22 protein-coding genes and 2 tRNA genes are annotated in these 26,158 nt (G+C 62.3%); 4 read left to right on the plus strand and 20 right to left on the minus strand.

The genetic code is table 11. From position 1 onward, the window contains the following. Window positions 1-345: 345 nt before the first annotated feature. A complete protein-coding gene (locus H8S23_RS02870; RefSeq protein WP_207721063.1) occupies window positions 346-588 on the plus strand; it encodes a helix-turn-helix domain-containing protein in 243 nt (80 codons plus the stop codon). Beyond that, window positions 566-829 (plus strand): DUF6514 family protein, encoded by a 264-nt coding sequence (locus H8S23_RS02875; RefSeq protein ID WP_186886794.1) that lies wholly within the window; start codon window positions 566-568, stop codon window positions 827-829. Before H8S23_RS02870 ends, H8S23_RS02875 begins: the two co-directional genes overlap by 23 nt. A gap of 927 nt (window positions 830-1,756) precedes the next feature. Here H8S23_RS02875 and H8S23_RS14170 read toward each other — a convergent pair. The 15 genes from H8S23_RS14170 to ruvC form a co-directional block, all read right to left on the minus strand. Continuing rightward, entirely contained in the window at window positions 1,757-2,704 is a 948-nt protein-coding gene (locus tag H8S23_RS14170) for a TIR domain-containing protein (protein ID WP_186886795.1), read from the minus strand. Between the two features lie 28 nt (window positions 2,705-2,732). Next, window positions 2,733-3,326: a helix-turn-helix domain-containing protein gene (locus H8S23_RS14175; RefSeq protein WP_186886796.1), complete on the minus strand. Its 594-nt coding sequence runs from the start codon at window positions 3,324-3,326 to the stop codon at window positions 2,733-2,735. 523 nt (window positions 3,327-3,849) lie between these two features. Beyond that, window positions 3,850-3,924, minus strand: a tRNA-Gly gene (locus H8S23_RS02890). Between the two features lie 34 nt (window positions 3,925-3,958). Beyond that, on the minus strand, window positions 3,959-6,361 hold the full coding sequence (locus H8S23_RS02895; protein ID WP_186887227.1) for an ATP-dependent Clp protease ATP-binding subunit: 2,403 nt from the start codon (window positions 6,359-6,361) through the stop codon (window positions 3,959-3,961). A 171-nt stretch (window positions 6,362-6,532) separates the two neighbouring features. Then, window positions 6,533-7,225 carry a CvpA family protein gene (locus tag H8S23_RS02900; RefSeq protein WP_186886797.1) on the minus strand — a complete coding sequence of 231 codons (693 nt, stop codon included), beginning with the start codon at window positions 7,223-7,225 and terminating at the stop codon, window positions 6,533-6,535. A 115-nt stretch (window positions 7,226-7,340) separates the two neighbouring features. Further along, the gene (locus H8S23_RS02905; RefSeq protein WP_186886798.1) at window positions 7,341-8,732 is read right to left on the minus strand and encodes a DUF5711 family protein; all 1,392 of its coding nucleotides are present in this window, start codon (window positions 8,730-8,732) and stop codon (window positions 7,341-7,343) included. After that, a complete protein-coding gene (truA, locus tag H8S23_RS02910) occupies window positions 8,723-9,511 on the minus strand; it encodes a tRNA pseudouridine(38-40) synthase TruA (protein ID WP_186886799.1) in 789 nt (262 codons plus the stop codon). The genes H8S23_RS02905 and truA overlap by 10 nt, the downstream gene beginning before the upstream one ends. Further along, window positions 9,508-10,323 carry a CbiQ family ECF transporter T component gene (locus H8S23_RS02915; RefSeq protein ID WP_186886800.1) on the minus strand — a complete coding sequence of 272 codons (816 nt, stop codon included), beginning with the start codon at window positions 10,321-10,323 and terminating at the stop codon, window positions 9,508-9,510. The genes truA and H8S23_RS02915 overlap by 4 nt, the downstream gene beginning before the upstream one ends. Beyond that, window positions 10,316-11,191 (minus strand): energy-coupling factor transporter ATPase, encoded by an 876-nt coding sequence (locus H8S23_RS02920; protein WP_186886801.1) that lies wholly within the window; start codon window positions 11,189-11,191, stop codon window positions 10,316-10,318. Before H8S23_RS02920 ends, H8S23_RS02915 begins: the two co-directional genes overlap by 8 nt. A 94-nt stretch (window positions 11,192-11,285) precedes the next feature. Further along, window positions 11,286-12,143: an energy-coupling factor transporter ATPase gene (locus tag H8S23_RS02925; RefSeq protein ID WP_186886802.1), complete on the minus strand. Its 858-nt coding sequence runs from the start codon at window positions 12,141-12,143 to the stop codon at window positions 11,286-11,288. A gap of 491 nt (window positions 12,144-12,634) precedes the next feature. Continuing rightward, on the minus strand, window positions 12,635-13,510 hold the full coding sequence (locus H8S23_RS02930) for a class I SAM-dependent methyltransferase (RefSeq protein ID WP_186886803.1): 876 nt from the start codon (window positions 13,508-13,510) through the stop codon (window positions 12,635-12,637). 54 nt (window positions 13,511-13,564) lie between these two features. Beyond that, on the minus strand, window positions 13,565-14,911 hold the full coding sequence (glmM, locus tag H8S23_RS02935; RefSeq protein WP_186886804.1) for a phosphoglucosamine mutase: 1,347 nt from the start codon (window positions 14,909-14,911) through the stop codon (window positions 13,565-13,567). 168 nt (window positions 14,912-15,079) lie between these two features. Next, on the minus strand, window positions 15,080-16,159 hold the full coding sequence (ruvB, locus tag H8S23_RS02940; protein ID WP_186886805.1) for a Holliday junction branch migration DNA helicase RuvB: 1,080 nt from the start codon (window positions 16,157-16,159) through the stop codon (window positions 15,080-15,082). Between the two features lie 5 nt (window positions 16,160-16,164). Further along, complete coding sequence (gene ruvA, locus H8S23_RS02945) at window positions 16,165-16,773, minus strand: Holliday junction branch migration protein RuvA (protein ID WP_186886806.1); 609 nt, start codon at window positions 16,771-16,773, stop codon at window positions 16,165-16,167. An 85-nt stretch (window positions 16,774-16,858) separates the two neighbouring features. Further along, window positions 16,859-17,401, minus strand: coding sequence for a crossover junction endodeoxyribonuclease RuvC (gene ruvC, locus H8S23_RS02950; RefSeq protein WP_186886807.1), 543 nt, complete (start codon window positions 17,399-17,401; stop codon window positions 16,859-16,861). A gap of 196 nt (window positions 17,402-17,597) precedes the next feature. Between ruvC and H8S23_RS02955 the strand changes: the two genes are divergently transcribed. Next, a tRNA-Val gene (locus H8S23_RS02955) sits at window positions 17,598-17,673 on the plus strand. A gap of 207 nt (window positions 17,674-17,880) precedes the next feature. Here H8S23_RS02955 and H8S23_RS02960 read toward each other — a convergent pair. Next, window positions 17,881-18,876: an asparaginase gene (locus H8S23_RS02960; protein ID WP_186886808.1), complete on the minus strand. Its 996-nt coding sequence runs from the start codon at window positions 18,874-18,876 to the stop codon at window positions 17,881-17,883. Between the two features lie 91 nt (window positions 18,877-18,967). Beyond that, window positions 18,968-19,918: a DMT family transporter gene (locus H8S23_RS02965; protein ID WP_186886809.1), complete on the minus strand. Its 951-nt coding sequence runs from the start codon at window positions 19,916-19,918 to the stop codon at window positions 18,968-18,970. Between the two features lie 166 nt (window positions 19,919-20,084). Between H8S23_RS02965 and typA the strand changes: the two genes are divergently transcribed. Beyond that, complete coding sequence (gene typA, locus H8S23_RS02970) at window positions 20,085-21,914, plus strand: translational GTPase TypA (protein WP_186886810.1); 1,830 nt, start codon at window positions 20,085-20,087, stop codon at window positions 21,912-21,914. A 632-nt stretch (window positions 21,915-22,546) separates the two neighbouring features. Here the strand turns inward: typA and H8S23_RS02975 are convergent. The 3 genes from H8S23_RS02975 to gnd are packed head-to-tail and all read right to left on the minus strand — an operon-like array spanning window position 22,547 to window position 26,144. Beyond that, window positions 22,547-23,395, minus strand: coding sequence for an SDR family oxidoreductase (locus tag H8S23_RS02975; RefSeq protein WP_186887228.1), 849 nt, complete (start codon window positions 23,393-23,395; stop codon window positions 22,547-22,549). A gap of 5 nt (window positions 23,396-23,400) precedes the next feature. Further along, complete coding sequence (locus tag H8S23_RS02980; RefSeq protein ID WP_186886811.1) at window positions 23,401-24,681, minus strand: nickel-dependent putative hexonate epimerase; 1,281 nt, start codon at window positions 24,679-24,681, stop codon at window positions 23,401-23,403. Window positions 24,682-24,695: 14 nt separating this feature from the next. Continuing rightward, on the minus strand, window positions 24,696-26,144 hold the full coding sequence (gene gnd / locus H8S23_RS02985; RefSeq protein ID WP_186886812.1) for a decarboxylating NADP(+)-dependent phosphogluconate dehydrogenase: 1,449 nt from the start codon (window positions 26,142-26,144) through the stop codon (window positions 24,696-24,698). Window positions 26,145-26,158: the final 14 nt, after the last annotated feature.

A 26,158-nucleotide genomic window follows, 5' to 3' on the forward strand; every position in this document is an offset into this window, starting at 1 on the left:
AAACGGACATAACCGCCGTCGGCTCTGCAAAATAGGGCCGCGCGCCCGGCAGTTTAAAAGTCTCCGGCCGCCTTACTAAAAAATCGTGTGGGCCCGCCCCTGCCTGAAAGCCAGATGACGGAGAGGGGGATATTGGGAACAAAAAGCGTGGAACAAAAAGGCGTCTCAGCCCAAAGCCAGCCCGGATAAGCAGAAGAAAACACCAGAGAAGCCATTTTTCCTTATCCATTTCCCACAAGCTGAAAAACTTTGAAAACCAAAATTTAGAACATTTTACAATGCGACATCGATGTCGTCGTTATTTGTCAAAAAATGGAATATTCTTCTTTTCAAGGAGGGATTATTTTGTTCAACCGTTTCAATTCTCATTTTGGCGGGGACCTTGTAAACGCCCGGCTGAAAAAAGGCTTTTCACAGGCTGCTGCCGCAGAGGCCGCCGGCATTTCTGTGCGGGAATACCAGCGCATTGAAAAAGGCACGTCTCAAGTCAAGGTGGAACCGTTTTTAAGGCTGGTCTTCTTTTTTGACCTGGAGATCGAAAACTACAGAAAGGTCGTATTTCCAGATGAAACTGTATCTCCCCATTAAAGAAAGCCTATTTCATCCCGACATCGGCCCTTACTGTTCGTGGGGTATTGCCTGTCTGGAATTCAGCCCCGAGGGCTGCCGCCAAACTGCCTTTGTCTCGGACGTTTCCGTTGAACTGGCTTTTGTACATAAGTTGGCTCGGCGCTGCACGCGCAGCCAGCTGGCCCCGGTCCATCTGCGGGATGTGGTGGCGGACGCGCTGGAAGAACAGGGCTGCGCCCCCGCTTTCGACCCGAAGTGAAAATCCCCTGCAGAGCTTGTTCCCTGTGGGGACGGGCGGACAAGGCCGCTGCCAAGAGCGGCCGAGACTGTTCCCGGCTCCGGCGCAGTTCTGAACCGGCCCCCGGAACGTGTCCGCTTCACGGACACAGACACGACCGGGGCGGCCGGTCCAAAAAAGCAAAGGCATTGGTCCCGCAGCTTTTGTCCTGCCGCCCTTTTGACCCGCGGTCCCATCCGCCGCGGCGCCTAGTACCGCAAGATCCGGGCTTTGATCGCGCGGCAGCAAAAGGTGCCCTGAAGCGGCGGTTTTCTCAGCACAAAAAACAGGGCGGGAGCCAAACGCGCAGGCTGTGAGCGGGCCGCGCCTGCGAGCAGAGCGCAACAAGCGAAGTGCGCCCCGCTCTTGCAGCCGCTGTCTCCGCTCTCTCGCCGGGAGGGCTTAGTTTCGTGGAAACGAGGCCAGCAGCGACGGCGAGAGCCTCAGCGTTCCCCAAGGGAAAAGCTCAAACCAGTGCCCTGCCATCCAAAAGCGCTGGACACTTTCTGTCCCTAATCACAGAGAACAGAGGGCCGCGCGGCAAACATCGCGCAAAAAATTAATTCTATCTTTCTCATCCTGCTTGAAACCGCAAAAAATGAGGCCTGATTTTTATTTTTTTACTCAAAAGTGGGTTATTTCAAAAACAAAACCCCAGCGGAACGTGGACCCCGCTGGGGGGGAGCGCTGCTTAATACAACCGACGTTCGAGGACAAGGGGTCAAAACAGCGAAGCCGCGGCATCTGTGCGCTGCAAACCCTGGGCCATCAAAAAAGCGGCAGAGAGTTTCTGTAGGGCGAGAATTTGTTTTACCTGTCTGCGGAATCAATGAAACCGTGGGGAACACTGCGATGCGACACATAATCTTCAAGATATATAGGACCCGAAAGACCGCCTAACCAGCTGGATTAATAACTTTGCCTTTTTAACGATCGCAGCAGCGGTTCTAAAAACTGTTGGTAGTCCCTGTCCTCTCTGATACGGGCATATTTTTTTGACGCCAGCAGCGCCGGCGGCTGTGAATCATCCAGAATAACGGGATAAATTGAATCGGGCTGTTCTTTTGCAAAACTCATATAATAAGCCGTCCATTCATCCCTGCAAAAAACAGAACTCAAAAAAGCTTCTGAGATAAGAGGGATCATGGCTTTAGATGCTTCAATCCCCTGCGATATTTTTGCAATAATATCTTCGCCCAGTTCAATGGACCAGTCGTCCAGGAAGACCTGATAACCTGCCTCTAACAAATCAGTGGCCAAAGCTCTGGCAAAGGCGAGGTCCCCCGTTGCATGTGATATAAATACTCTGCATGGATTAGTTGGTTTTAAATACATAGCTTTAATATACCTCTCAAACAATAAATTTTCACAATATTCCAGCTCTAGAAGTTGTCGATATCTTTCGGCATATCCGACGGAGCGGAAATGCAGCCCCCTCAATTCATCTATTCGTTCCAAAAGATTTATCGTTGGGATCAGGTTATCTAAGTATTTTATTGGAAAGGTATCATACTGATTGGTTAATAGAGGGTCACCGAAATATACGACTGCCTGCCAATCATCATCATAGTCGTCAAAAAATCCGATACATCCTTTGTGTCGTCCTTTTGTCACAAGAACAGGACCATACTCCAGATACGCCCCTTTTTCTCCGCTTCGCTGATATTGAACCAATTTTTCATAAATACTATTTTGTCGAAGATGATCCTCTTTTGGGGGGCTGAACATTACACATTCCTCGTCCTCCGTGACAGTAACTCGAGGATCACCAATCAATGCCCGCTCTAATGCCGCCCGTTGCTTATCATCTAAAAAAAGAGAGATTCGGTCAGTTGCACCCGGGGCTCCTGTTATCACTCGAAAATTTTTCTTCCCGCCCCAGTCTTTACAGAGGTAAAAGCTGGTGCACCCCCTTTAAAAAGCCGAACTGAGTTTGCAATTCCGGGATCTCTTCGTTCCAGCTATATGTGACCGGCATAAAGGTACGTCCGGGTCTGTCAGCCAGGTCCGGAATACGCCAATCCCCCTCAATTAGCTGCGCAGAGCGGAGTCTCCCCCGGCGCAGCCAACGTTGTACCGTTGGTACCGTCACCCCGTGATGCTGTGCGAACTGCGCTATCGAAAGCAAAGAGGAATTCACCTGCAGCAGCAGATAAACTTGATCCGCTTGCTGCTCCATTTTTTCGCCATTTGAATCGTAGGAAATCTCATCACAGTGACACAACTCCAGGCACATGCCCGCAGATGTAAGGGAATAATTGTAATACCACCAATCATGCAGAGTCGGCAAAGCACTGTCCTGTACCTGCTGATAAAAATGTTGACAAATTTTCACAACCGCTTCGCTTTTTACCTGGGACCAGCCCTCTTCAAGAACCCCATCTGTTCGGCAATGTTCCAGATAGCCAGCAATAGAGTAAAGCAACTCTTCTTTTGTGGTAATTTCATTATCCATAAACAATTGAAACTTTTTTCGCACTGTACGTCTCCCCACTCCAGCTATCGCGCCTCTAAGTGCATATCCGTAATGAAATCAACACTGCCACCTAAAATCGCCTTACTTTTAGATCATATCTATTATACCGACTCATCTATTAAAAAAACAAGGGGAACATTTTCACCCCTGCTTTCTACTCCTTTGTCTGGTATGCCATGATCATGTAGAATCGATATGGGTGTCTCCTGTCCCCTCAGGGTGAAGCTCAGCGGAGCAAAGTCTGTCGCGAAAGCGAAGAAACGTCCCATTCGGCTAAGGCGCCTTGCCGTGAGGCGGGGATTCCCATCAAATGGAGTATTTCTGAACTGGATCGGGTAAAGGGAGTTCAGCGCGCTTCGGCGCGCTTCGGCGCTGCGCGCCTCCGCTTGGACGCGCTGCGCGGCAGTCCACCGGACTGCCGCTGGCCCGCTCGCGCTTCGCCTCACGTCTCGCGTTCGCGCGAGCGCTTTGTTCGACTCCCTTCACCTGCATGAAAAAAGCGTCCCCTTTGGGGACGCCTTTTCTTTGGAGCAGGTGAAGGGAGTCGAACCCTCGTCCGCAGCTTGGAAGGCTGCTGTACTAGCCGTTGTACGACACCTGCATCTCTGTCCCCCATCTGCGGGGGACAGTTTTTATTATACCGTTTTGGGGGCCGCGCTGTCAAGCGGCATGCCCGCCACCGCGATCTGTTCGCCGGTCACGTGCAGCGCGCCGTCCCGGGCGTCGATCTGGATCTCGCGCGGCGCGTCGCCGCTGACGATCCGCTCGGCGATGGGGTCTTCCACTTCCTTGCGGATGACCCGGCGCAGGTCCCGGGCGCCGAATTTGCCTCCGCTGGCCTTTTCACACAGCAGCGCCAGCGCCGCCGGGGTATAGCTCAGCCCAATGCCCTTATCCTGCAGCGGTTTGCGGTATTCCTCCAGCATCAGCGAGGCGATCTTTTGCAGGTCCTCCCCTGTGAGGGGATTAAAGCTGATCACCTCGTCCACGCGCGCGATGAACTCGGGACGCAAAAAGTCGCTCAGCGCTTTCATGGCCTTGTCCTTGCTCATCTGGGCCGCCGTCTTGTTGAAGCCGGTCTCCCCGACCCGCTCACTGCTGCCCGCATTGCTGGTCATGCAGATGACGGTATTCTCAAAATTCACCGTGCGCCCCTGGGCGTCGTTGATCTTGCCCTCGTCCAGGATCTGCAGCAGGATGTTCATGACGTCCGGGTGTGCCTTTTCGATCTCGTCGAACAGCACCACGCTGTACGGGCGGCGGCGCACTTTTTCGGTGAGCTGGCCCGCCTCGTCATAGCCCACATAGCCCGGAGGCGAACCGATCAGCCGCGAGACGGCGAATTTTTCCATGAACTCGCTCATGTCCAGACGGATCAGCGGGTCCACCGTGTCGAACAGTTCGGTCGCCAGCTGCTTGACCAATTCTGTCTTGCCCACGCCGGTCGGTCCCACAAAGATGAAGCTGGCCGGGCGCTGGCGGCCCGCAATACCGGCACGGCTGCGCTTGATGGCCTTTGCCACCAGCTCCACCGCCTCGTCCTGGCCGATGATCTTCTCTTTCAAGGTCCCCTCCAGAGCGTTGATCTTGAAGAAATCGCTCTGCTGGATCTTGACCGCCGGGATGCCGGTCCAAAGCTCGATGACCTTGGACACGTCCTCGGGCTCTACCTCGATCTGTTCCACCAGCTCCTTTTTGGCGTCCCTTTCGACCCCCAGGCGCAGCAGCTCGCTTTTGACGTTGGCCAGCCGCTCGAAATCCGCCTGCTCCGCGCCGGTTTTCTGCTCGATGGCCAGCCGCTCGGCGTCCAGCTCGGCAATGCGCTTATCCAGGTTCACATACTCGGTGATCTCCGGGTGGCGCAGGCTGCAGCAGGCCGCCGCCTCGTCCATCAGGTCGATGGCCTTATCCGGCAAAAAGCGGTCGGTGATATAGCGCTCGGACAGCGTGACCTCCATCTGAACGATAGCGGGGCTGATCTTCACGTAATGATGTTTTTCGTAGTACTGCTTGATCCCCATCAGCACCGACACGGTGTCGGCGATGGAGGGCTCCTCCACTTTCACGGGCTGGAAACGCCGCTCCAGCGCCTGATCTTTTTCGATGTATTTGCGGTACTCGCCGAAAGTGGTGGCGCCGATCACCTGGATCTCCCCGCGGGAGAGCGCGGGCTTCAGGATGTTGGCGGCGTTCATTGCGCCCTCGGAATCCCCCGCGCCGGTGATGTTGTGGATCTCGTCGATGAACAGGATCACGTTGCCCGCGGCCTTGACCTCGCCGATCAGGCCCTTGACCCGGCTTTCGAACTGGCCGCGGAACTGGGTGCCGGCCACCAGGGCGGTCAGGTCCAGCAGATAGATCTCCTTGTCCGCCAGGCGGCTGGGCACCTTGCCCTCGGCAATGCGCAGCGCGATGCCCTCGGCGATGGCGGTCTTGCCCACGCCCGCTTCGCCGATCAGGCAGGGGTTATTTTTCTGTCTGCGGCAGAGGATCTGGATGGCGCGGTAGATCTCCTTGTCGCGGCCGATGATCTGGTCCAGCCTGCCCTCCTGCGCTTTGCCGGTGAGGTTTTCGCAATAGGTGTCAAGGAACTTGCGCTTTTTGCCTTTCTCCCGGGCGCGCGGGTCTCTTTTGTCTGCACGGCCCGCCGCGTCGTCCTGGCCCTCCACCGGGCGGTAATCGGCGTCCTGCGCCTCTCCGCCCATGCGGCCCATCAGGTTGAAAGGGAAAGTGGCGCTGCCGCCGGGGGTAAAATCGTCCTCTTCCCCGTCGCCGGACTCGTCCCCGTCCTCAGAGCCGCTCTCCATCAGGCCCTCCATGGCCTCGGCGCCGCCGTTCTGCATAAAGGCGGAGAAGCGGTCCTCCATATTTTCAAGATCCTGATCCGAAATGCCGAACTGCTTCATCAAATCGTCCACCGGCTTGATGCCCAGCTCTTTGGCGCAGGTCAGGCAATAACCGTCGGTTTTGGTCTCGCCGCCGTCCATGCGCTGGACAAAGACGACAGCCGGCCGCTTTTTGCAGCGGACGCACAGCATCTGTGCCATAAGTTATCACTCCTTCTCTTGCGGCGCATTTCGTCCGCCGCACACGTGCGCATCAAGCGCGCAAAGCCTCTGTTCTTCGATGTGAGGACAGCTTTTCTTACTCTGCCCCCGCCCCCGCGCCGCACGCGCGGAAATAATTACCGCCCCTGCCGGGGCAGCCCCCTAGACAAAGGGGTTATATCTGGAAAAGAACTGGTAAAACAGGCTGTCCTGCAGGGTCGCCGTATTAAAATACGGCAGCCCGTCGCTGGTGATGACCACCACGGCCCACACCGCGCAGAGCAGCAGCAGTACATAGACGACCCACAGCACCAGCCCCGCCGCAGCGCCGAGCGTGCGGTTCAGCCCGCCCATAAGGGGCACCCGGTTGACGTTGGCCAGCGCTGAGACGAGGAAATTGATCAGCACGCTGGTGATGGCGAAGGTGACAAAAAACACCACCACCGAGATGATCGGCAGAAAAAGCGGCGCGATCACCTGATCCACCACCTGTGAAGCGACCCCGGGCGCGCCGGAGTCCAGCAGGCCCTGCAGCTGCTCGGTGCCGCCCAACAGGCTCTGCACCAGGCTGTCCGGCAAAAAAGCCGCCAGTTTATCCACCACCGCCTGGATCGAGATCTGCCCGCCCTCGCTGATCATCTGCGAGGTCTTATCGATCATGCCGTTCTTGAAAAAATTTTCGAACACCGCTGCAGACAGGCGGCTTGCCGCCAGCCAGGAAGCCGCCAGCGCCAGCGCGGTGCCGCACAGCTTCAGGATCGTGGCAAGAAAGCCGCGGTTGGCGGCCACGATCACCGTGACGATGACCAGGGCCAGCAGCGCCAGGTCGAGAATGAGCGCGGATGTGATCGTCATAAACCGGAACCTCCCGCCCCGTTGAGGGCAACGGCCGCGCCGCGGGCGGTTCTTTCTCCCCCCCTGCGGCTGTGCGGCCGTTTTTGTCTATGATAAATAGGTATTATAGCATAACTTATTTATTCTTCAAAGGTGTTAATTGTAAAATTTCTTTGGCCGTGACCGCCAGCGGCGCTTTGCCGCAGACCATGCGCATCCCCTCCGCCGGCAAGACCTCCCGGCAGACCTCGGCGCCGGTGAGATCATACCCCACCGCCGTTTTGGCGCCCAGCAGATAAAAATGCTCGGCGTCCAAAGCCGCGTCCCGCACGTCGATCCCCGGCGTTACGGCGGCCAGCACCTGCATCGTCTCGCCCAGCAGCACACAGCTGCCCGCCGCGGCGCGGCCGGCCTCGCCAAACACCAGCAGCGTGTTGCGTCCGTGAAAATCCGCGGTCAGCAGAGAGCTGCCGCCGTAATCATAGCGGCCGGTCTGCTGCCCGGTGGCGGGGTCGTATACGGCGGCAAAGCCGTCGAAGACCACTGCCAGCGCCCCGTCGGAGGTGTAATGCAGTTGCAGGGGCACGCTGTCGGGCACGTCCACCGTCACCCGGGCCTCCTGTGCGCTTTTTGACATGTCGTAGAACTGGAGCTGGGTGCCGAACACCCCGTTCTCCACTTTCATGCAGCTCACCGCCATATGCCGGTTGTCGGAGGAAATGGCGATGGAAAGCGGGTAATACTCAGCCAGATAGGCGTAATAGACCTCTTCAAAGTTGGGGTCATAGACCGTGATCTCGGCCAGATACCGCTCCGACCGGGTAGCCACCGCCATGGTGCCGCCCGGCGCCATGCCCACGGTGAGGATGGGGTATTCAGTGGTTTTGGTGGTAAGGGTGCGGCTGCGCGATTCCACCCGCAGCTCTTTGCCGCTGCGGTTATAAACGCAGACCCGGGCGTTGCCCACCGCCAGCGCGGGCTCGGCGTAGCCGTGCTGCACGCTGCGCAGCTGCCGCGCCGTAGAGGAGTAGAGCGCCAGCTCCGATTTGCCGCAGAGGGCCAGGCCCCCGCTGAGCGGCTCGGCGTAGAGCAGCCCCTCTACCTCCATCCCCGCCGGCCAGCCGGCGCCGGGCGTCAGGGCGATGCGGGCTGAGTCCAGCAGGTCACCGAACAGGTTGACCGAGGCGGAAAACACGCCGCCCAGATATAAAAAGAACGCCACCAGCACGGCCAGCGCCAGCGCGCCCCGGCGCAGCCTGCGCTCGTGCTTGCGGCGGCGGATCTGCTCGATGCGCGGCATATCGCTCTGGGGCTGTTTTTTCTCTTTTTTGGGTTTGCCGCGCCGTCTGTCCTTTTCCGCGGGAAGCTCCTGCCGGTGCGCGCTAGCCGCGCCGCTCGGCTCGTCCCAGCGGACCTCCTCCGGGGCCTCCTCCGGCGGCTGCCCGCCGTGCTCCAGGGCGGCGCGGCGAAAGGCTTCCGCACTGGACAGACGCTTTCCCTTTTTTTCCCTTTTCGGCCCTAAGCCCATAGTTCTCCTCCGCCGTCCAATGTGAATTCATCATAAAAGACCTTTGCCAGAGCAAGCCCCTTTGCGGGCGCGGTCTGCCCTGCCGCCGCCCGGTCGCGGGCTGCAAGAATGGCGGGCACCCCGTCCGGATCGCGCCGGCCAGCGCCGGCTTCCACCAGGGTCCCCACCAAAATGCGCACCATATGATAAAGGTATCCGTCGGCCTCGATCATAAAACGAAGCTCGTCCCCTTTTTGCTCCACCTCAAACGAGCGCACGGTGCGCACCGTGCTGCCCCCCTCCGCCTCGATGGTGCTGCCCGCTGCCATAAAGCTGGCGAAATCGTGCTGCCCGCACAGCAGGGCCGCAGCCCGGCGCATGGGCTGCAGTTCCAGCTTCGGCCAGACGCGCCAGGCCAGCTGGTAGCTGAAAGGCGAGGCGGCGGGCGCGTTGCGCACCCGGTAAAGGTAAGCCTTGCCGGTACAGCTGTACCGGGCGTGAAAGTCGGGCTCCACCTCCCGCGCGGAAAAGACGCGGATATCCGCCGGCAGGTGGGCGTTGAGCGCCAGGGGAAGTTTTTCACAGGGAATCCCGCTGGCGGTAAAAAAGCTCACGCAATAGGCCAGCGCGTGCACGCCCGCGTCGGTGCGGGAGCAGCCTTTGATCTCCTCACGGCTGCCCAGCGCGGCGGCGATGGCGTCCTGCAGCACCCGGGCCACTGTGAGGGCGTTTTTCTGTACCTGAAAGCCGTGATACGCCGTCCCCTGATAGGCCAAAAACAAAGCCAGATGCCGCTTCATAGCCCCATCAGCCCCCAGAGCATGCCCGAGCAGCCGATCAGCGTGAATACCGCGGCGCAGACCGCCACCAGGACAAGATCCATGCCCCCCAGATGCAGCTGCCGCAGCCGGGTACGCCCTTCCCCGCCGTGATAACACCGGCACTCCATCGCCATGGCCAGCTCGTCGGCGCGGCGGAAAGCGGAGATGAACAGGGGGATCAGCACCGGGATCAGTGCCCGGATGCGGTCGGTGAGTTTGCCGGTGTCCAGCTCGGCGCCGCGCGCTTTCTGCGCGCTCATGATCTTATCGGTCTCCTCGATCAGGGTGGGGATAAAGCGCAGAGCGATGGTCATCATCATGGCCAGTTCGTGCACCGGCAGATGCAGGCGCGCAAAGGGCTTGAGCAGCCGTTCCAGCGCGTCGGTGAGCACGATCGGGCTGGTGGTGTAGGTCAGCAGGCTGGTGCCTGCGATCAGGCAGACGATGCGCACCGAAAGCACCAGCACATTGTACAGGCCCTGCCAGGTGACCGTGATCACCCACCAGGTGAAGATGGGGTCGCCGGGCACAAAAAACAGGTTGAGGACCGCCGTGAACAGAATGATGGGCAGGATGGGGCGCAGGCTTTTGCCGATCAGCTTGAGGGGGATCTTCGCCACCCCATAGGCCAGGATCAAAAACAGTGCGGACAGCGCCAAACCGATGGGGTTGGAGCCCACGAACAAAATGACGATATAGGCCACGGTCAGCAGCAGTTTTGCCCGGGGGTCCATGCGGTGGATGACCGAATTGCCCGGGAAATGCTGTCCGATGGTGATGTCCCTAAGCACGGTCCCCACCCCCTTGCCGTGCCAGTGCGTTCAAAATAGTATCCCGCGCATATTTGACGGTATAGACGTCGACGGGGATCTCAAGGCCCATCTCCCGCAGCTGCAGAAAGATCTTGGTCACCTCGGGTACCGAGAGGCCATAGCTCACCAGCTCCTCGGCGCGGGCAAAAATATTTGCGGTGGTGTCCAGCATGGCCACCTTCCCCGCCTGCAGTACCAGTACGCGGTCGGCGTATTTGGCGATATCCTCCATCGAATGGCTGACCAGGACCACCGTCGTGCCGGTCTCCCGGTGATACCGCTTGACCTGGCTGAGGATCATCTCCCGCCCCTCCGGGTCCAGCCCGGCGGCGGGCTCGTCCAGCACCAGCACCTCGGGGCGCATGGCGATCACGCCCGCAATGGCCGCCCGGCGCTTCTGTCCGCCTGACAGCTCAAAGGGCGAGCGCTCCAGCACCGCCTCGTCCAGGCCGCAGAAGCGGGCCGCCTCCACCACCCGCTGGTCGACCTCCTCGTCCGAAAGCCCCATGTTGCGGGGCCCGAACCCGATGTCCTTGCGCACGGTTTCCTCAAAAAGCTGGTATTCGGGATACTGGAACACCAGCCCTACTTTAAAGCGGTACTGCCGGATCTTTTTGGGGTCCGCCCAGATATCCTCGCCGTCGATATAAAGCTTGCCCCGCGTGGGCCGGTTGAGGCCGTTAAAATGCGTGATCAGGGTCGATTTGCCGCAGCCTGTCGGCCCGATCACCCCTAAAAATTCACCTTTTTCGATCTCAAAACTGATGTCGTCCAGCGCGGTCGTGGCGTCGGGCATGCCCTCGCCGTAAATATAGGTCAGATGTTCGACCTTGATCACTGATGCCATGTTACCACCTGTTCCGGGCAAAGGTCCGCCGCCGTGCGGCTGGCAGCCCGCCCTGTGTTGCCGGGATGCGGAGCCCCTGCCCCGCCGCGCCGGCTTATTTTTTCGCCTGAGCAGTGCCGGCCAGCAGCGCTGCCAGCGCTTTTGCGCACTCTTCCGCCGAGATGACGTCCTGCGGCAGGTCCACGCCCGCCTCCCGCAGCAGGTCGCAGAGTTCCTTGGCCTGCGGCACATCCAGCTTGAGCGCCCGGATGCGCGCGCTGTCCCGAAAGACCTCTTTGGGGGTGCCCTCCAGCTCGATGCGGCCGCGGCTCATCACGATCACGCGGTCGGCCTGCACGGCCTCTTCCATATAATGGGTGATCATGACCACCGTGATGCCGTATTCGGTGTTGAGGCGCTTCACCGTGCGCATCACCTTTTCTCGGCCGATGGGGTCCAGCATGGCGGTGGACTCGTCCATCACCAGACAGTCGGGCCGCATGGCGATGACGCCCGCGATCGCGACCCGCTGCTTTTGTCCGCCGGACAGCTTGTGGGGAGCTTTTTCCCGGTGCTTGTAGATGCCGGCCATCTCCATGGCCTCATCCACCCGGCCCCGCATCTCGTCCGGCGGCACGCCCAGATTTTCAAGGGCAAAGGCCACGTCCTCTTCCACGACGGTGGCCACGATCTGATTGTCCGGGTTTTGGAACACCATTCCCACCCGCTGGCGGATGTCGTAGAGGTGATCCTCTTCTCTGGTGTTGTACTGCTCTACATAGACCTCGCCCTGCTCGGGCAGCAGGATGGCGTTGAAGTGCTTGGCCAGTGTGGATTTTCCGCAGCCGTTGGCCCCCAGCACCGCCACGAATTCGCCCCGCCGGACCCCCATTGAGATCCCGTCCAGGGCTGCCCGGCCGTCCTCCGCATAGCGAAAGACGACCTCTTTTGCCCGGATCATCTGATTTTCCATTCTTTTCGGTTTCCCTCCCTGTCTCCCGCTCGCCCAAAGACGATGCAGGGACCTTAGGACAGTATTGGATTTTCCTGTAACCTTATGTTTTTGTGACTGTCCATGCGAGAACGGCTGCGCCGTTCTCCTGAGTGTTCTCTTCCGCTTACCTGTAACCTTATGTTTTTGTGACTGTCCATGCGAGAACGGCTGCGCCGTTCTCCTGAGTGTTCTTTCCCACTTGCCGCTTACCCGCAACCTTATGTTTTTGTGACTGTCCATGCGAGGACAGCTGCGCCGTTCTCCTGAGCGCTCTTTCCCGCTTGCCGTTTTCCCGCCACCTTATGTTCTTGTGACCGCCCATGCGGGAACGGCTGCGCCGTTCTCCTGAGTGTTCTTTCCCGCTTGCCGTTTTCCCGCAGCTTTACATCTTCGTGACTGTCTGTACTGTCCGTGCGGGGGGGGGGACAGCTGCGCGGCTGCTCTAAAAAATGATATCCGCAGCGGTGCGGTCACTGTGCCGCGCCGTCCGCCAGCCAAAAGCTGGTGGCGCCCGCCGGCAGGGCCCCGCCTGAGGTGACCGGCAGGCCGATCTCGTCGCTGGCGGTGTGCCCGCCGTAGCGCGGGCAGAGCAGCCGGCGCACCATGTACTCCATCACCGCCGGAGAAAGGCCGGTGGTGTAGCTGTTCACTGCAAAAAAGAGCGGCGTGTCGCTCAGGATGGCGCCGCAGGCGGTCACCAGTTCAAAGATGCTGTCCTCCAGCTTCCACACCTCGCCGGAGGGGCCGCGCCCGTAGCTGGGCGGGTCCATGATGACCGCGTCGTAGCGGCTGCCCCTGCGGGCCTCCCGCTGTACGAATTTGCCGCAGTCGTCCACGATCCAGCGGATGGGGCGCTCCGCCAGGCCGGAAAGGGCGGCGTTTTCACGCGCCCAGGCCACCATGCCCTTGGAGGCGTCCACATGGCAGACGCTGGCCCCCGCGGCCGCGCAGGCCAGCGTCGCCCCGCCCGTGTACCCGAACAGGTTCAGCACCCGTATCGGCCGACCCGCCGCCCTGATCATGCTGCGGTAGGCGTCCCAGTTGACCCCCTGCTCGGGAAAGATGCCGGTGTGCTTAAAGCCGGTGGGCGACACCTTCAGTTTCAGCCCGTCATAGCCGATGGTCCATTCGTCGGCAAAACGGCCGCGCTTCTCCCAGCGGCCGCCGCCGCTGGCGCTGCGGTGATAGACCGCGTCCGCCCGCTGCCACAGGGGACTGGCCTCCTCAAAGCGCCAGACCACCTGCGGGTCCGGCCGGACAAGGATGGTCTTGCCCCAGCGTTCCAGCCGGTTGCCGCCGGTGGCGTCCAGCAGTTCGTATTCTTTCCAGTTTCCGGCAAGGCGCATGCGCGGCCCTCCCTTTCTTTCGCCTGCGGCCGCCCTCGGCGCCTCAAAGCGGCTTTATTTTCTCTTTTCGATCATGTCCACGATCAGCTGCGCGGCCTGGGCGATGGCCTCCTGGTCCCGGCCCTCCACCATGACGCGGATATAGGGCTCGGTGCCGGAGACGCGCACCAGCACCCGCCCCTGGCCCATCAGACCCTGCTGCTGGCTCTCGATAAAGCCCGCGATGTATTCGTCCTCTTTGAACCGGGCTTTTTCCTCCGGGGTGGCGTTCACGTTGAGGATCACCTGCGGGAACTTTTCATACACGCCGGTGAGGCCGCTCATTCTGCCGCCCGAAGCCGCCAGGATGTTCAGCAGCGTCCCCGCCGTCAGCTCGCCGTCGCCGGTGGTGGAATGCTGCAGCAAAATGACGTGCCCGCTCTGCTCGCCGCCGATGGCATAGCCCCGGGCGCGCATCTCCTCCAGCACATAGCGGTCGCCCACCGCGGTGGTGGCGATCTTAAGGCCCAGCACCTCCCGCATATACTGCATGAAGCCCAGGTTGGACATGACGGTGACCACCGCGGTGTCTGCCGGCAGCGCGCCCTGTTCCCGCATGTGTTTTGCCAGCACGGCGATGATCTTGTCGCCGTCGATCTCAGCGCCCTTTTCGTCCACCGCCAGGCAGCGGTCCGCATCGCCGTCAAAGGCGACCCCGCAGTCAAGCCCGTGCTCCACCACATAGCTTGCCAGATTGGCGATGTGGGTAGAGCCGCAGCCCTCGTTGATATTTACGCCGTCCGGCTCCACGCCGATAAAATGGCACTCGGCGCCAAGACGCGTGAACAGCAGCTGCGCCGGGGCCGCCGCCGCGCCGTTGGCGCAGTCGATGGCCACCCGCAGGCCGGAAAGGTTCGCCTTTAGGCAACCGGCCAGATACTCCACATAATCCTCCACCGCATTCTCGCGGCGGGTGACCCTGCCCACCCCCGCGCCGGTCGCCAGCTTGACCTCCGCCTTGTTGCGCACCAGATGCTCGATCTCGTCTTCCACCTCGTCGGGCAGTTTATAGCCGTCGCCGTTGAAGATCTTGATGCCGTTGAACTCCATGGGGTTATGGCTGGCTGAGATCACGATGCCCGCGTCCGCCCCGTATTTGCGCACCAGATAGGCCACGGCCGGGGTGGGGATCACGCCCAGCAGCTCCACATCCGCGCCCACGCTGCACAGGCCGGCGGAGAGGGCTGCCTCCAGCATATCGCCGGAGATGCGGGTGTCCTTGCCGATGAGGATGCGCGGCCGGGGGCTGGTCTGTGCGGTGAGCACGGTCGCCGCGCCGCGGCCGATGAGCATCGCCAAGCCGGGGGTGAGGTCCTCGCCCGCGATACCGCGGACGCCGTCGGTTCCAAACAGTCTTGCCATAATCTTCCTCCTGAATCATGGGGCGGTCGCCCCGGATGCCGGCTTTTGGCCGGTTGCAGCCCCTTTCTGCGGCGGCGGCAGGCGCCGCGCGTCCCCAAAAGGGTCTTTCCATTTATTTTATGTGCGGGCCGCGCGGTGATGTGCGCGCCGCCCGTACTGCCCTGTTTTTTACGGTCCTTCTGCGCCCAGGTCGTCAAAGCTCTGCTGGCGCGGGCCGCCGGCGTCCATCCCCTGCCCGGCGCGGGCGGGGGGCTGCATGCCCAGATGGCGGTAGGCCGCGTCGGTGACGCAGCGGCCGCGCGGAGTGCGGGCCAAAAAGCCCATCTGCATCAGGTAGGGCTCGCAGACGTCCTCCAGCGTCACCGCCTCCTCGCCCAGGGCTGCGGCCAGCGTGTCCAGCCCCACCGGGCCGCCGCCGTACAGCTCGATCACCGCGCGCAGCAGGCTGCGGTCCAGCTCGTCCAGGCCCAGCTCGTCGATATCCATGCGCTTGAGGGCCACCTTTGCGGTGTCCCGGGTGATGACGCCGTCCCCCATCACCTCTGCAAAATCGCGCACCCGCTTGAGCAGGCGGTTCGCCACGCGCGGGGTGCCCCGGCTGCATTTGGCCAGCTCGCCCGCGCCCGCGTCGTCACAGGGCACGTTCAGCAGCCCGGCCGAGCGGCGCACGATCCTTGCCAGCTCGTCCGGCGAGTAGAGCTCCAGCTTGAGCAGTACGCCAAACCGGTCACGCAGCGGGCTGGTGAGCTGCCCTGCGCGGGTGGTGGCCCCGATCAGGGTAAAGCGCGGCAGGTTGATGCGGATGGACTGGGCCGACGGGCCCTTGCCGATCATGATGTCCAGCGCGTAGTCCTCCAGCGCCGGATAAAGCACCTCCTCTACCTGACGCGAGAGGCGATGGATCTCATCGATAAAAAGCACGTCCCCCTCCTGCAGGTTGGTCAGCAGGGCCGCCAGGTCGCCGGGCTTTTCAATGGCCGGGCCGGAGGTGGTGCGGATCTGCACGCCCATCTCATGGGCCACGATGCAGGCCAGCGTGGTTTTGCCAAGGCCGGGGGGGCCGTAGAGCAGCAGATGGTCCAGCGGCTCGCCGCGGCGCTTTGCGGCCTCCAGATAGACCCGCAGATTGCCTTTGATCTTCTCCTGGCCCACATATTCCTCCAGCGTGCGGGGGCGCAGCGTGAAATCGCTGTCAAAATCCTCCGCCGCCGGCGAGGGCGAGATCAGGCGGTCATCCGAGATTTCCATTCACCTCACCGCACCTTTCCGGCCATGGATCTCAGGGCCTGTTTGATGAGCTCTTCCACCGGCAGCGCCGGGTCGAGCTTTGCGATCGCCAGCGCGGCCTCGCTCTGGCCGTAGCCCAGCGAACAGAGGGCAGCCACAGCCTGGGCCGCGCCCCCTGCGGGCGCGGAAGCCGCCCCTGAGACGTCGGCCAGCGAAACGCCGTCGGCCAGCCCCTTGCCCACCTTGTCCCTGAGCTCCAGCACGATGCGCTGGCCCAGCTTGGGCCCCACGCCGCTGGCGGCGGTAAACGCCTTGGCGTCTCCCGCGGACACGGCCAGCGCGATGCGGTCGCAGGGCAGGGCCGACAGGATGGCCAGCCCAGCCTTGGGCCCCACGCCGGAAACGCTGGTGAGCAGCTTGAACATCTGCCGGTCCGCCGCCGTGAGAAAGCCGAACAGCGAGACGTCGTTTTCCGTGATATTTAAATAGGTATAAAGGGTGGCGGTGCCGCCCTGGGGGGGCAGCGCGGAGGCCGCGGAGGCGGGCACCCCCACCTCGTAGCCCACGCCGCCGCACTCCACGACGACCCGGTCCAGGCCCTTTTCTGTGATTTTGCCGTTCAGGGAATAGATCATATCTCTCCTTTTACCTCCCGCCGCCGCTTGGGCGGCACCTATCTGTGCCTTTTCCGCCCCTGCCGGCAGGCTGCCCGCAGGGCGCTCACCGCCTGCGGCTCAGGTCGCCGGGGCGCAGGTTATAGTTGTTCACCGTGCCGGTGCGGCCGAACAGCTGGCTGCGGCTGGAATGCGCGTGGCAGATGGCCATGGCCAGCGCATCGGCCGTGTCGTCGGGCTTTGGCACCCGGTCCAGCTTGAGGATGGCGCGGGTCATCTCCTGCACCTGCTTTTTGACCGCTTTGCCGTACCCGGCCACCGCCTGTTTGACCTGCAGCGGCGTGTACTCAAATACCGGCACCCCCGCTTTGCGGGCGGCCAGCAGGATGACCCCGCGCGCCTCGGCCACATAGATGACGGTGCTCTGATTGTGGGCGTAAAACAGGGTCTCGATCGCCATCGCCTCGGGCTTTGTGCGCTCCAGCAGGGCCGTCATTTCGTCGTAAACGCTGACCAGGCGCTCTTCAAAAAGGGTGTGGGCCGGGGTGGTGATGGCCCCGAACTCCGCCACTTTAAAGCGCCCGGCGCTGTAGTCCAGCGCGCCGTAGCCGACGATGGCATAGCCGGGATCGATGCCGAGAATGCGCACGCGCAGTCCTCCTTTTCAGCATGGTCTGGTCGCGGGTTTATTAACCGATTTATTATAGCACAAAGCAGACCGCGGGGCAACCGCGCGCAGGGGGAGCGAAAAAGGCGCAAAAAATATTTTTTTGAAAAAAAGGGTTGATTTTATGGCGCCGCCATTATATAATATAAACCGTCGCACAACGCAGCCGACAGGATATGGGCGGTTAGCTCAGCTGGTAGAGCACCTGCTTGACGTGCAGGGGGTCAGGGATTCGAGTTCCTTACCGCCCACCAATAAAAGGCATCCAAACGGATGCCTTTTATTTTTTTCCAGAAAAATCGCGTCCCGCTTCCCCCTCCCCGCGTCTGGGGCGCAGGGCTGGAGGCGGGGACGTCCCCGCAGCCGCAAGGGGGCACAGAAAAAGAGGACGCCGCCGGCGTCCTCTTTTTTGCGCTTCCCGGCGCTTTTGCGGCCTGCGGCCGCAGGAAAGGCCTGCGCGCTCACTCCTCCGCGCACAGGATATCGTTTGCCACCGGCGTGTAAAACAGGCGCTTTATCCCGTCCGGCTGCCGCGTTTGCGCCAGCGCCCACATCAGCTTTGCCGTGACCGCCTCGGTGGTCATATCGTAAGCCTCCAGCACGCCCGGCGCACCCTTGAGCACATGCCCCACCTTATACACGCCAAGGTCGCTGCCCTCGTTCTGCACCTGGGTGGTCATGACCACGATCTTCCCTTTCTCCGCCGCGGCCCCGATCGCCTCCAGATAGCCCCCGTCGGTGGGCACCCCGCCCACGCCGAAGCTCTCGATGATCACGGCGTCGTTTTCCTCCAGCAGCAGTTCCAGCTGGCGCGCCCGCGCGCCCGGGATCAGCTTCAGCAGAGCCACCCGCTCGTTCAGCGCCTGATAAAACTGCGGCCGCTCCGCCGCCTCGGGCCTGAGATAGGGGATGAGCTTGCCTTCCCGCGTCACCCCCAGCACCGGATAGTTGATGCTGGAAAAGGCGGAAAAGCTTTTGGAATAATTTTTGCGTGCCCGCGTGCCCGCGATGACCGCGCCCCCGAACACCACCTGCACCCCGGCGATGCGCCCGTCGCAGGCGCAGCCAAAGCTGTCCAGCAGGTTGGTCTTGGAGTCGGTGATCTCCATGTGGATCGGCTTCTGGCTGCCGGTGAGCACGATGGGTTTGGGGCTGCCCTGGATAAGATAGCTGAGGGCGGCGGCCGTGTAGGCCATGGTGTCGGTGCCGTGGCAGATGACAAAGCCGTCAAAGCGGTCATAGTTTTCCCGCACCGCAGCCGCGATGTCCAGCCAGCGGGCCGGCGTCATATTGGTGCTGTCCAGGCTGCACACCTGCAGGCAGTCCACCCTGCACAGCTTTTCCAGCCCCGGGACCTGGCGCAGCAGGTCCTCGGTGGACAGCTCCGGGGTGAGGCCCGCGTCCGTGATGTCCGAGGCGATGGTTCCCCCTGTGCCGATCATCAGAATATTTTTCATGGCGTCCTCCTCAAAACAGGCGGCCCAGGCCTCTTTGGCATCTTGAGCCGCTTTTTCCTTTCTTTTCAGTATACCCACCTGAGCCGCGCGATCACACCGGCTTTTCCTCTTTTTCGTCCCGGTCACGGTCTTGTCGGCGCCTCTCCCCTTTCACGGGCAGCTGGGCCAGCAGAATGGCCGCAAAGACCAGCGCGCAGCCCGCCAGCTCGCGCCCGCTGAGCGACTGCCCAAGCAGCAGCCACCCGCCCAGCGCCGCAAAAACAGATTCCAGGCTGAGGATCAGCGAGGCCACGGTGGGGTCCAGCTCCCTCTGGCCCAGGATCTGCAGCGTGTATCCCGCCCCGGCGGAGACCGCGCCCGCATAGAGCACCGGCGCCCAGGCGGCCGCCAGCGCAGCGGCGGTGGGCTTTTCTGTAAAAGCCATCACCCCGCAGCAGAGCGCGCCGCAGACAAAAAACTGGATGCAGGACATCCGCACCCCGTCCGTTTTGTCTGCAAAATGGTCGATGACCAGGATATGCACGGCAAACCCGAGGGCGCTGAGCAGCATCAGCCCATCCCCAAGGCCGATGGAAAAGCCCTCACCAGCGCACAGCAGGTACATGCCCGCAAGTGCCGCGCCCACGGCGATCCAGAGCCGGCCCGCGGGCCTGCGCCCCCTGAAAATGCCCAGCAGCGGCACCAGCAGGATATACAGCGCCGTCAGAAAGCCCGCCTTGCCCACCGTGGTATAAGCGATGCCCACCTGCTGCAGCGAGGACGCAGCCGCCAGCGCCAGGCCGCAGGCAAGGCCGCCGCGCAGCAGGGTCCTGCGCTGCGCCGGGCCGGCGGCCGCGCCCCACAGCGAGGGACGGCGCCCCGACAGCCTGTCCATCAGCGGGATCACCGGCAGTAGCACCAGCCCCGCGATAAGGCTGCGCACCCCGTTCATCGTAAAGGGACCGATATAGCTCAGCCCCGCCGACTGGGCCACAAAGCCGAACCCCCAGATCAGCGCCGTCAGGGCCAGCAGCGCGCCTCCGCGCGCGGGCGATCTTTTCATCTGCGCTTCCTCCTCCTTGACACCGCTTCCTCATTTTACCATGCGGGGCGCTGAAAATCCACCTTTGGCGGCCCTTTCGCGCCGTCCGCGCGCCTTGACATTTGCTCTGTTATATTATAGAATATTACGTCTGCATATAGGAATTTGAGAAAAAGGAACGGGAAGTATGGAGAGAAAAGATCTGCGCAATATCGCGATCATCGCCCACGTCGATCACGGCAAAACGACCCTGGTCGACGAGATGCTGAAACAGAGCGGCGTCTTCCGTGACAACCAGGTCGTCGCCGACCGCGTGATGGACTCAGGCGACATTGAACGGGAACGCGGCATTACCATTTTGTCGAAAAACGCTTCCACCGAGTACAACGGCGTCACCATCAACATCGTCGACACCCCGGGCCACGCCGATTTCGGCGGCGAGGTCGAGCGGGTGCTGAAGATGGTCAACGGCGTGCTGCTGCTGGTGGACGCTGCAGAGGGGCCGATGCCCCAGACCCGCTTTGTGCTGCAGAAAGCGCTGGACCAGAACCTGTCCATCGTCATCGTGGTCAACAAGATCGACCGTCCCGACGCCCGCATCAAAGAAGTCATCGACGAGGTCCTGCTGCTGCTGATGGACATGGGGGCCACCGACGAGCAGCTGGACTCCCCCATGGTCTTCTGCTCCGGCCGCGCGGGCACCGCCAGCTATTCGCCCGACGCGCCCGGCACCGATCTGAAGCCGCTGTTCGACACCATCGTCGAGTATGTGAAACCGCCGGTGGGCGACCCCAACGCGCCCCTGCAGTGCCTGGTGTCCTGCATCGACTACAACGAATTCGTGGGCCGCACCTCGATCGGCCGCATCGACGCGGGCTCCATGAAAGTGGGCCAGAACGTCACCGTCTGCGACTGGCACAACAAAGACCTGTGCAAAAACGCCCGCATCACCGCGCTGTACGCTTTTGACGGTGTGGGCCGCAAGGAGATCGAGTCCGCCTCTGCGGGCGACATCGTGATGTTTTCCGGCATTGAGGACGTCACGATCGGCAACACCATCTGCGACGCCGGGATGCCCAACCCCATCAGCTTTGTCAAGATCACCGACCCCACCGTGGAGATGACTTTCTCGGTCAACGACTCCCCGTTCGCGGGCAGAGAGGGCAAATTTGTCACCAGCCGCCAGATCCGTGAGCGGCTGCACAAGGAGCTGCTGCGCGACGTGGCCCTGCAGGTGGAGGATTCCACCACCACCGACAGCTTCCGGGTGATGGGCCGCGGCGAGATGCACCTGTCCATCCTCATTGAAAAGATGCGCCGCGAGGGATACGAATTCCAGGTCTCGCCGCCCAAAGTGCTGCTGCACACCGACGAGGCCGGCAACCGGCTGGAGCCCTACGAACTGGTGGTCATCGACGTGCCCACCGAGTACCAGGGCGCGGTCATTGAAAAGCTGTCCGGCCGCAAAGGCGAGCTGGTCGAAATGCATCCGCAGGGCGACACCCGCATGCGTCTTGAATTCCGCATGCCGTCCCGCGGGCTGTTCGGCTATCGCAGCGAGTTCCTCTCCGCCACCCGCGGCGAGGGCATTATGAACACCATCTTTGACGGCTACGGCGAATACAAGGGCGACCTGCCCACCCGCACCACCGGCTCGCTGATCAGTTTCGACACCGGCACCGCGGTGACCTACGGCCTGTACAACGCGCAGGAGCGCGGCACCCTGTTCATCGGGGCGGGCGAGGAGGTCTACGAGGGCATGGTCGTCGGTTCGAACCCCAAGGGGGACGACATGGCGGTCAACGTCTGCAAGACCAAGCATCTGACCAACACCCGCGCCTCGGGCAGCGACGACGCGCTGCGGCTCATCCCGCCGCGCCGCTTCAGCCTGGAAGAGGCTCTGGAGTTCCTCAACACCGACGAACTGCTGGAGGTCACCCCCAAAAGCTACCGCATCCGCAAGCAGATCCTGAAAAACGATCTGCGGATGAAAGCCACCAAAGGGAAAAAGGCCTGACCTGCCACAAACAGCACAAAAAACACGGCGGATCGCTCCGCCGTGTTTTTTTATTTTGCCGCGCTCTGCCGAAAACCGCAATCCCGCCGGCTGCGGCGCCCCCATGCCGGTAATGGGGATGCATCCGGCAAAAAGCAGGGGCAAAAGGCTTGCGGGAAAGCAAGGCGGCACGCGCCGCGTTTGCCTCTGTGCTGCCCGGGCGGGGCGAGACCGCAAAACCCGGGGCCCGGCTGCGCCGCGCGCCCCGCCGCCCACCCGCGCCGCCCCCTGCGGGCGGCAACTGCCTCAATGCTGGCCGCAACCTGTCCGCGGGGCGGTTTCGATCCGCGCCGCCCTTGCGGGCGGGGGCCCGAGCTGCTCCCACTCCCGGCGCTCCCGGTCGTTGTTTCGATCCGCGCCGCCCTTGCGGACGGGGACCAAGGCGCTGGCGCTCAAACGGGAGATGCAGCGGGTTTCGATCCGCGCCGCCCCTGCAGATGACAGCCCGTGCGGGGCACGCACCGCAAACCGGCAGTATGTCTCAGCCTGCGCCGCCCCTGCGGGCGGGGACGGGCGTTCTGCCGATAAGTGCTCTCTTGGCAGAGCGTCTCCGTCCGTGATGGTACGCCGTCTTGCGGCCCCTTTCGTCACACTTACACGCCCGAATAAGCCGAGAAGCCGCCGTCCACCGGCATCACGGTGCCGGTCACAAAGCCGGAGGCCTCGTCGCTGACCAGGTAGAGCAGCGCGCCGGAAAGTTCTTCCGGCTGGCCAAAGCGGCCCATGGGGGTGGCCGCCAGGATCTTGCCGGTGCGCGCCGTGGGGCTGCCGTCGGGGTTCCACAGCAGCGCCTCGTTCTGTTTTGTGGAAAAAAATCCCGGCGCAAGGGCGTTGACCCGGATCCCCACCCGGGCAAAGTGGACCGCCAGCCACTGGGTAAAGTTGCTCACCGCAGCCTTGGCCCCGGAATAGGCGGGTATCTTGGTCAGGGGGGTAAAGGCGTTCATGGACGAGACGTTCACGATGACGCCGCCGCCCTCCGTCATATAGCGGGCAAAGACCTGGGTGGGGATCAGGGTCCCGATGAAGTTAAGGTTAAAGACGAACTCGACCCCGGCCGGGTCCAGGTCAAAAAAGGATTTTGTCTCGGCATCCAGGTCGCCCGGCTCGTAATACTCCTTATCGGTGGTGGCGCGCGGGTTGTTGCCGCCCGCCCCATTGATCAGGATATCGCAGCCGCCCAGGTCGGCCAGCACCTGTCCCGCCACGGCCTCCATGGTCTGCCGCTCCAACACGTTGGCCCTGTAGGCCCGGGCCGTGCCGCCCTCCGCCTCGATGGCGGCAGCCACGGCCTGCGCGGCTTCCAGGTTCAGGTCCAGCAGGGCTACCTTTGCCCCGCAGGCCGCCAGCGTCTTTGCAAAACCGCCGCAGAGCACGCCGCCAGCGCCGGTGACCACGGCGGTCTTGCCGCCCAGGTCGATCTTAAAGGGAAGTTTTGTCATCACTTTCACGCTTTCTCAAATTTTTTGCGGTCCGCCCACAGCCCCAGCGCCGGGTTGGGGATATAGTAAACGCGCTCCCCGTCCGGCAGTGTATTATAGCCGCTGGCCAGCTTTTCCGGGTCGTACCTCTGTGCGGCCGTCTCATAGGGCAGGTAGCTGAAGCAGACCCCCTCCACCTCCTCGCGGGAGAGCAGCCGCGTGCAGTAGGTGATGCGGAAACGGCCGTCGCTGCTGCCGTGGATGAGGTGGGCGGCGGCGGACAGGTTCTGCTGCAGGTCCCGCTGTGTGCCGCACAGCCGGATGACCTCCTCGCGGCCGCAGTAGCCGTATTTGCGGATCAGCCCGTCGATCTCCGGGTCCTCGCCGAAGCGGTCCACCCCGGGCGCCAGCACGATCAGCTCGCCGCCGTCCCGGATGGCCATGCGGGTGCGGTAGACCGCCTTGTTGCCCAGCCAGGTGCTTTTGAACTCTTTGCCGTCCAGCAGCACCACCACCTTGTCAAAGGGCTCGTCGATCAAATTGAGGTTATATCTCTGCGCCTGGGTCACCGCCTGTTCAAAACAGGCGCGCCCGCTGCCGATGAAAAGGGCGTGGGTGTCGATCTCCCCGTGCGGGGCGGTGGTGACGGTGAGCACATAGTTCAGCGGCAGGCCGGCGAGAAAGTGCTGCTGCGCATAGTCGAACACCTGGCGCACCGGGGTCCTGTCCCGGCCCATCATCCGCTCCAGCCCGTAGAACGCCCCCAGCATGTGGGAGGAGTTGATCATGCCGCTGCCGCCCGTGCCCACCAGGATATTTTTGCTGTAGTTGGCCATGCCCACCACCTCGTGGGGCACCACCTGGCCGATGGAAAGGATCAGGTCGTATCCATCCAGCAGGTGCCTGTTCACCTCCACCGGGATGGGCTGGTCCATAATGCCCTCCGACACCTGGCGCACAAAGCTGCCCGGCACCTCGCCCAGGCGCACCACGTCGCTGCGCCAGTCGTGGGGGATGAACCGCTCAAACGGGATATCCCCGTACATGTCCGCGCACTGCTCCCGCGTCATGGGCACATGGGTGCCCAGCGCCTCCAGCAGATCCACCTCGCAGGCGCCGGACAGCAGGTGGTAATAGAGGTTTGCGATCAGCCCCGCGCCCGAGTGGAAGCGGGTGTAATCCGGCACCACCAGCAGCACCCTGTTCAGCTTGTCCCGGCAGTCGGCAAGGGAGGCCTCTACCGCCCGGGCGATCCGTTCGGCGGTGATCGCGCCCTCCCGCTCTTCCAGCAATACCTGATCGATCATATGCCCGCCTCCGTCTATGCGTTGTAGGTGGAGGACGCCGTGCCGCCGCCCTCACCGGTCCAGTCGGTGTGAAAGAACTTGTCCCGCGGCGCGTCCAGCCGCTCGTAGGTATGGGCGCCGAAATAGTCGCGCTGCGCCTGAAGCAGGTTGGCGGGCAGCCGCGCGCAGCGGTAACCGTCGTAATAGCTGAGCGCCGCGCTCATGGCCGGCACCGGCACGCCGCACTCCATCGCGCGGGCGCACACCCGCCGCCAGCCTCCCTGCGCCTGCTGCAGCACCTCGCGGAAATGGCCGTCCAGCATCAGGTTGGTCAGCTGCGGGTCGGCGTCAAACGCGCGTTTGATGTCCCCCAGAAAGACGCTGCGGATGATGCAGCCGCCGCGCCACATGAGGGCGATCTCACCAAAGTTGAGGTCCCAGCCGTAGGTCGCGGCCGCCGTGCGCATCAGGGCGTACCCCTGCGCATAAGAGACGATCTTGGAAGCGTAGAGCGCGTCCCGGATATCCCGCACCAGCGCCGCCCTGTCCCCCTCAAAACGCACGTCGGGGCCGCGCAGCAGGCCGGACGCCCGCACCCGCTCCTCCTTGGCCGCGGACAGGCAGCGCGCAAAGACCGCCTCGCCGATCAGTGTCAGGGCGACCCCCTCGTCCAGCGCGGCGATAGAGGCCCACTTGCCGGTCCCTTTCTGCCCCGCGGTGTCCAGGATCCGGTCCACCAGCGCCCCGCCGTCCTCCTCCCGGTACGCCAGGATGTCGCGGGTGATCTCGATCAGGTAACTGTTCAGTTCGCCCTCGTTCCACTCCCGGAACACCTCGTGCATCTCCTCGTTGGTCATCCCCAGCAGGTCCCGCATCAGCTGGTAGCTCTCGCAGATCAGCTGCATGTCGCCGTACTCGATGCCGTTGTGGACCATTTTCACAAAGTGGCCCGCCCCGCCGGAACCCACCCACTCGCAGCAGGGGGAACCGTCGGTGCTGGCGCAGATGGCGTGAAAGATGGGCCGCACCTGCTCCCACGCGGCCGGGGAGCCGCCGGGCATCATCGAGGGACCGTGCAGGGCCCCCATCTCGCCGCCGGAAACGCCGGTGCCCACATACAGCAGGCCCTTGCTCTCCACCAGCGCCGTGCGGCGCGCGGTGTCGGCAAAATGGCTGTTGCCGCCGTCGATAATGATGTCGCCCGGCTCCAGCAGGGGCAAAAGCCGGTCGATGGTCTCATCCACAGGGCTGCCTGCGCGGATCATCATCATCACCTTGCGCGGGCGTTTCAGCGCGGCCACCAGCTCCGGCAGGCTGTGCGCACCAATGAAGCGTCTGCCCGCCCCGCGCCCTGCGAGAAAGCGGTCCACCACGCCCTCCGCAATATCATAAACAGCTACCGAGAATCCCTTGTCCTCCATGTTCAGGGCCAGGTTCTCCCCCATCACCGCCATGCCGATCATTGCAATATCCGCTTGTGCCATCCGTCTCTCCCCTT

The organism is Anaerofilum hominis (assembly GCF_014287275.1).
Lineage (GTDB): Bacteria > Bacillota > Clostridia > Oscillospirales > Ruminococcaceae > Pygmaiobacter > Pygmaiobacter hominis.

What these genes read in the sequence shown, in the direction of transcription:
- H8S23_RS02875 (WP_186886794.1), top strand. Translation starts at nt 566, where the DNA reads ATGAAACTGTATCTCCCCATTAAAGAAAGCCTATTTCATCCCGACATC.
- H8S23_RS02895 (WP_186887227.1), bottom strand. Translation starts at nt 6,361, where the DNA reads ATGCTGTGCGTCCGCTGCAAAAAGCGGCCGGCTGTCGTCTTTGTCCAG.
- H8S23_RS02900 (WP_186886797.1), bottom strand. Translation starts at nt 7,225, where the DNA reads ATGACGATCACATCCGCGCTCATTCTCGACCTGGCGCTGCTGGCCCTG.
- H8S23_RS02905 (WP_186886798.1), bottom strand. Translation starts at nt 8,732, where the DNA reads ATGGGCTTAGGGCCGAAAAGGGAAAAAAAGGGAAAGCGTCTGTCCAGT.
- truA (WP_186886799.1), bottom strand. Translation starts at nt 9,511, where the DNA reads ATGAAGCGGCATCTGGCTTTGTTTTTGGCCTATCAGGGGACGGCGTAT.
- H8S23_RS02920 (WP_186886801.1), bottom strand. Translation starts at nt 11,191, where the DNA reads ATGGCATCAGTGATCAAGGTCGAACATCTGACCTATATTTACGGCGAG.
- H8S23_RS02925 (WP_186886802.1), bottom strand. Translation starts at nt 12,143, where the DNA reads ATGGAAAATCAGATGATCCGGGCAAAAGAGGTCGTCTTTCGCTATGCG.
- H8S23_RS02930 (WP_186886803.1), bottom strand. Translation starts at nt 13,510, where the DNA reads ATGCGCCTTGCCGGAAACTGGAAAGAATACGAACTGCTGGACGCCACC.
- glmM (WP_186886804.1), bottom strand. Translation starts at nt 14,911, where the DNA reads ATGGCAAGACTGTTTGGAACCGACGGCGTCCGCGGTATCGCGGGCGAG.
- ruvB (WP_186886805.1), bottom strand. Translation starts at nt 16,159, where the DNA reads ATGGAAATCTCGGATGACCGCCTGATCTCGCCCTCGCCGGCGGCGGAG.
- ruvA (WP_186886806.1), bottom strand. Translation starts at nt 16,773, where the DNA reads ATGATCTATTCCCTGAACGGCAAAATCACAGAAAAGGGCCTGGACCGG.
- H8S23_RS02960 (WP_186886808.1), bottom strand. Translation starts at nt 18,876, where the DNA reads ATGAAAAATATTCTGATGATCGGCACAGGGGGAACCATCGCCTCGGAC.
- H8S23_RS02965 (WP_186886809.1), bottom strand. Translation starts at nt 19,918, where the DNA reads ATGAAAAGATCGCCCGCGCGCGGAGGCGCGCTGCTGGCCCTGACGGCG.
- typA (WP_186886810.1), top strand. Translation starts at nt 20,085, where the DNA reads ATGGAGAGAAAAGATCTGCGCAATATCGCGATCATCGCCCACGTCGAT.
- H8S23_RS02975 (WP_186887228.1), bottom strand. Translation starts at nt 23,395, where the DNA reads ATGACAAAACTTCCCTTTAAGATCGACCTGGGCGGCAAGACCGCCGTG.
- H8S23_RS02980 (WP_186886811.1), bottom strand. Translation starts at nt 24,681, where the DNA reads ATGATCGATCAGGTATTGCTGGAAGAGCGGGAGGGCGCGATCACCGCC.
- gnd (WP_186886812.1), bottom strand. Translation starts at nt 26,144, where the DNA reads ATGGCACAAGCGGATATTGCAATGATCGGCATGGCGGTGATGGGGGAG.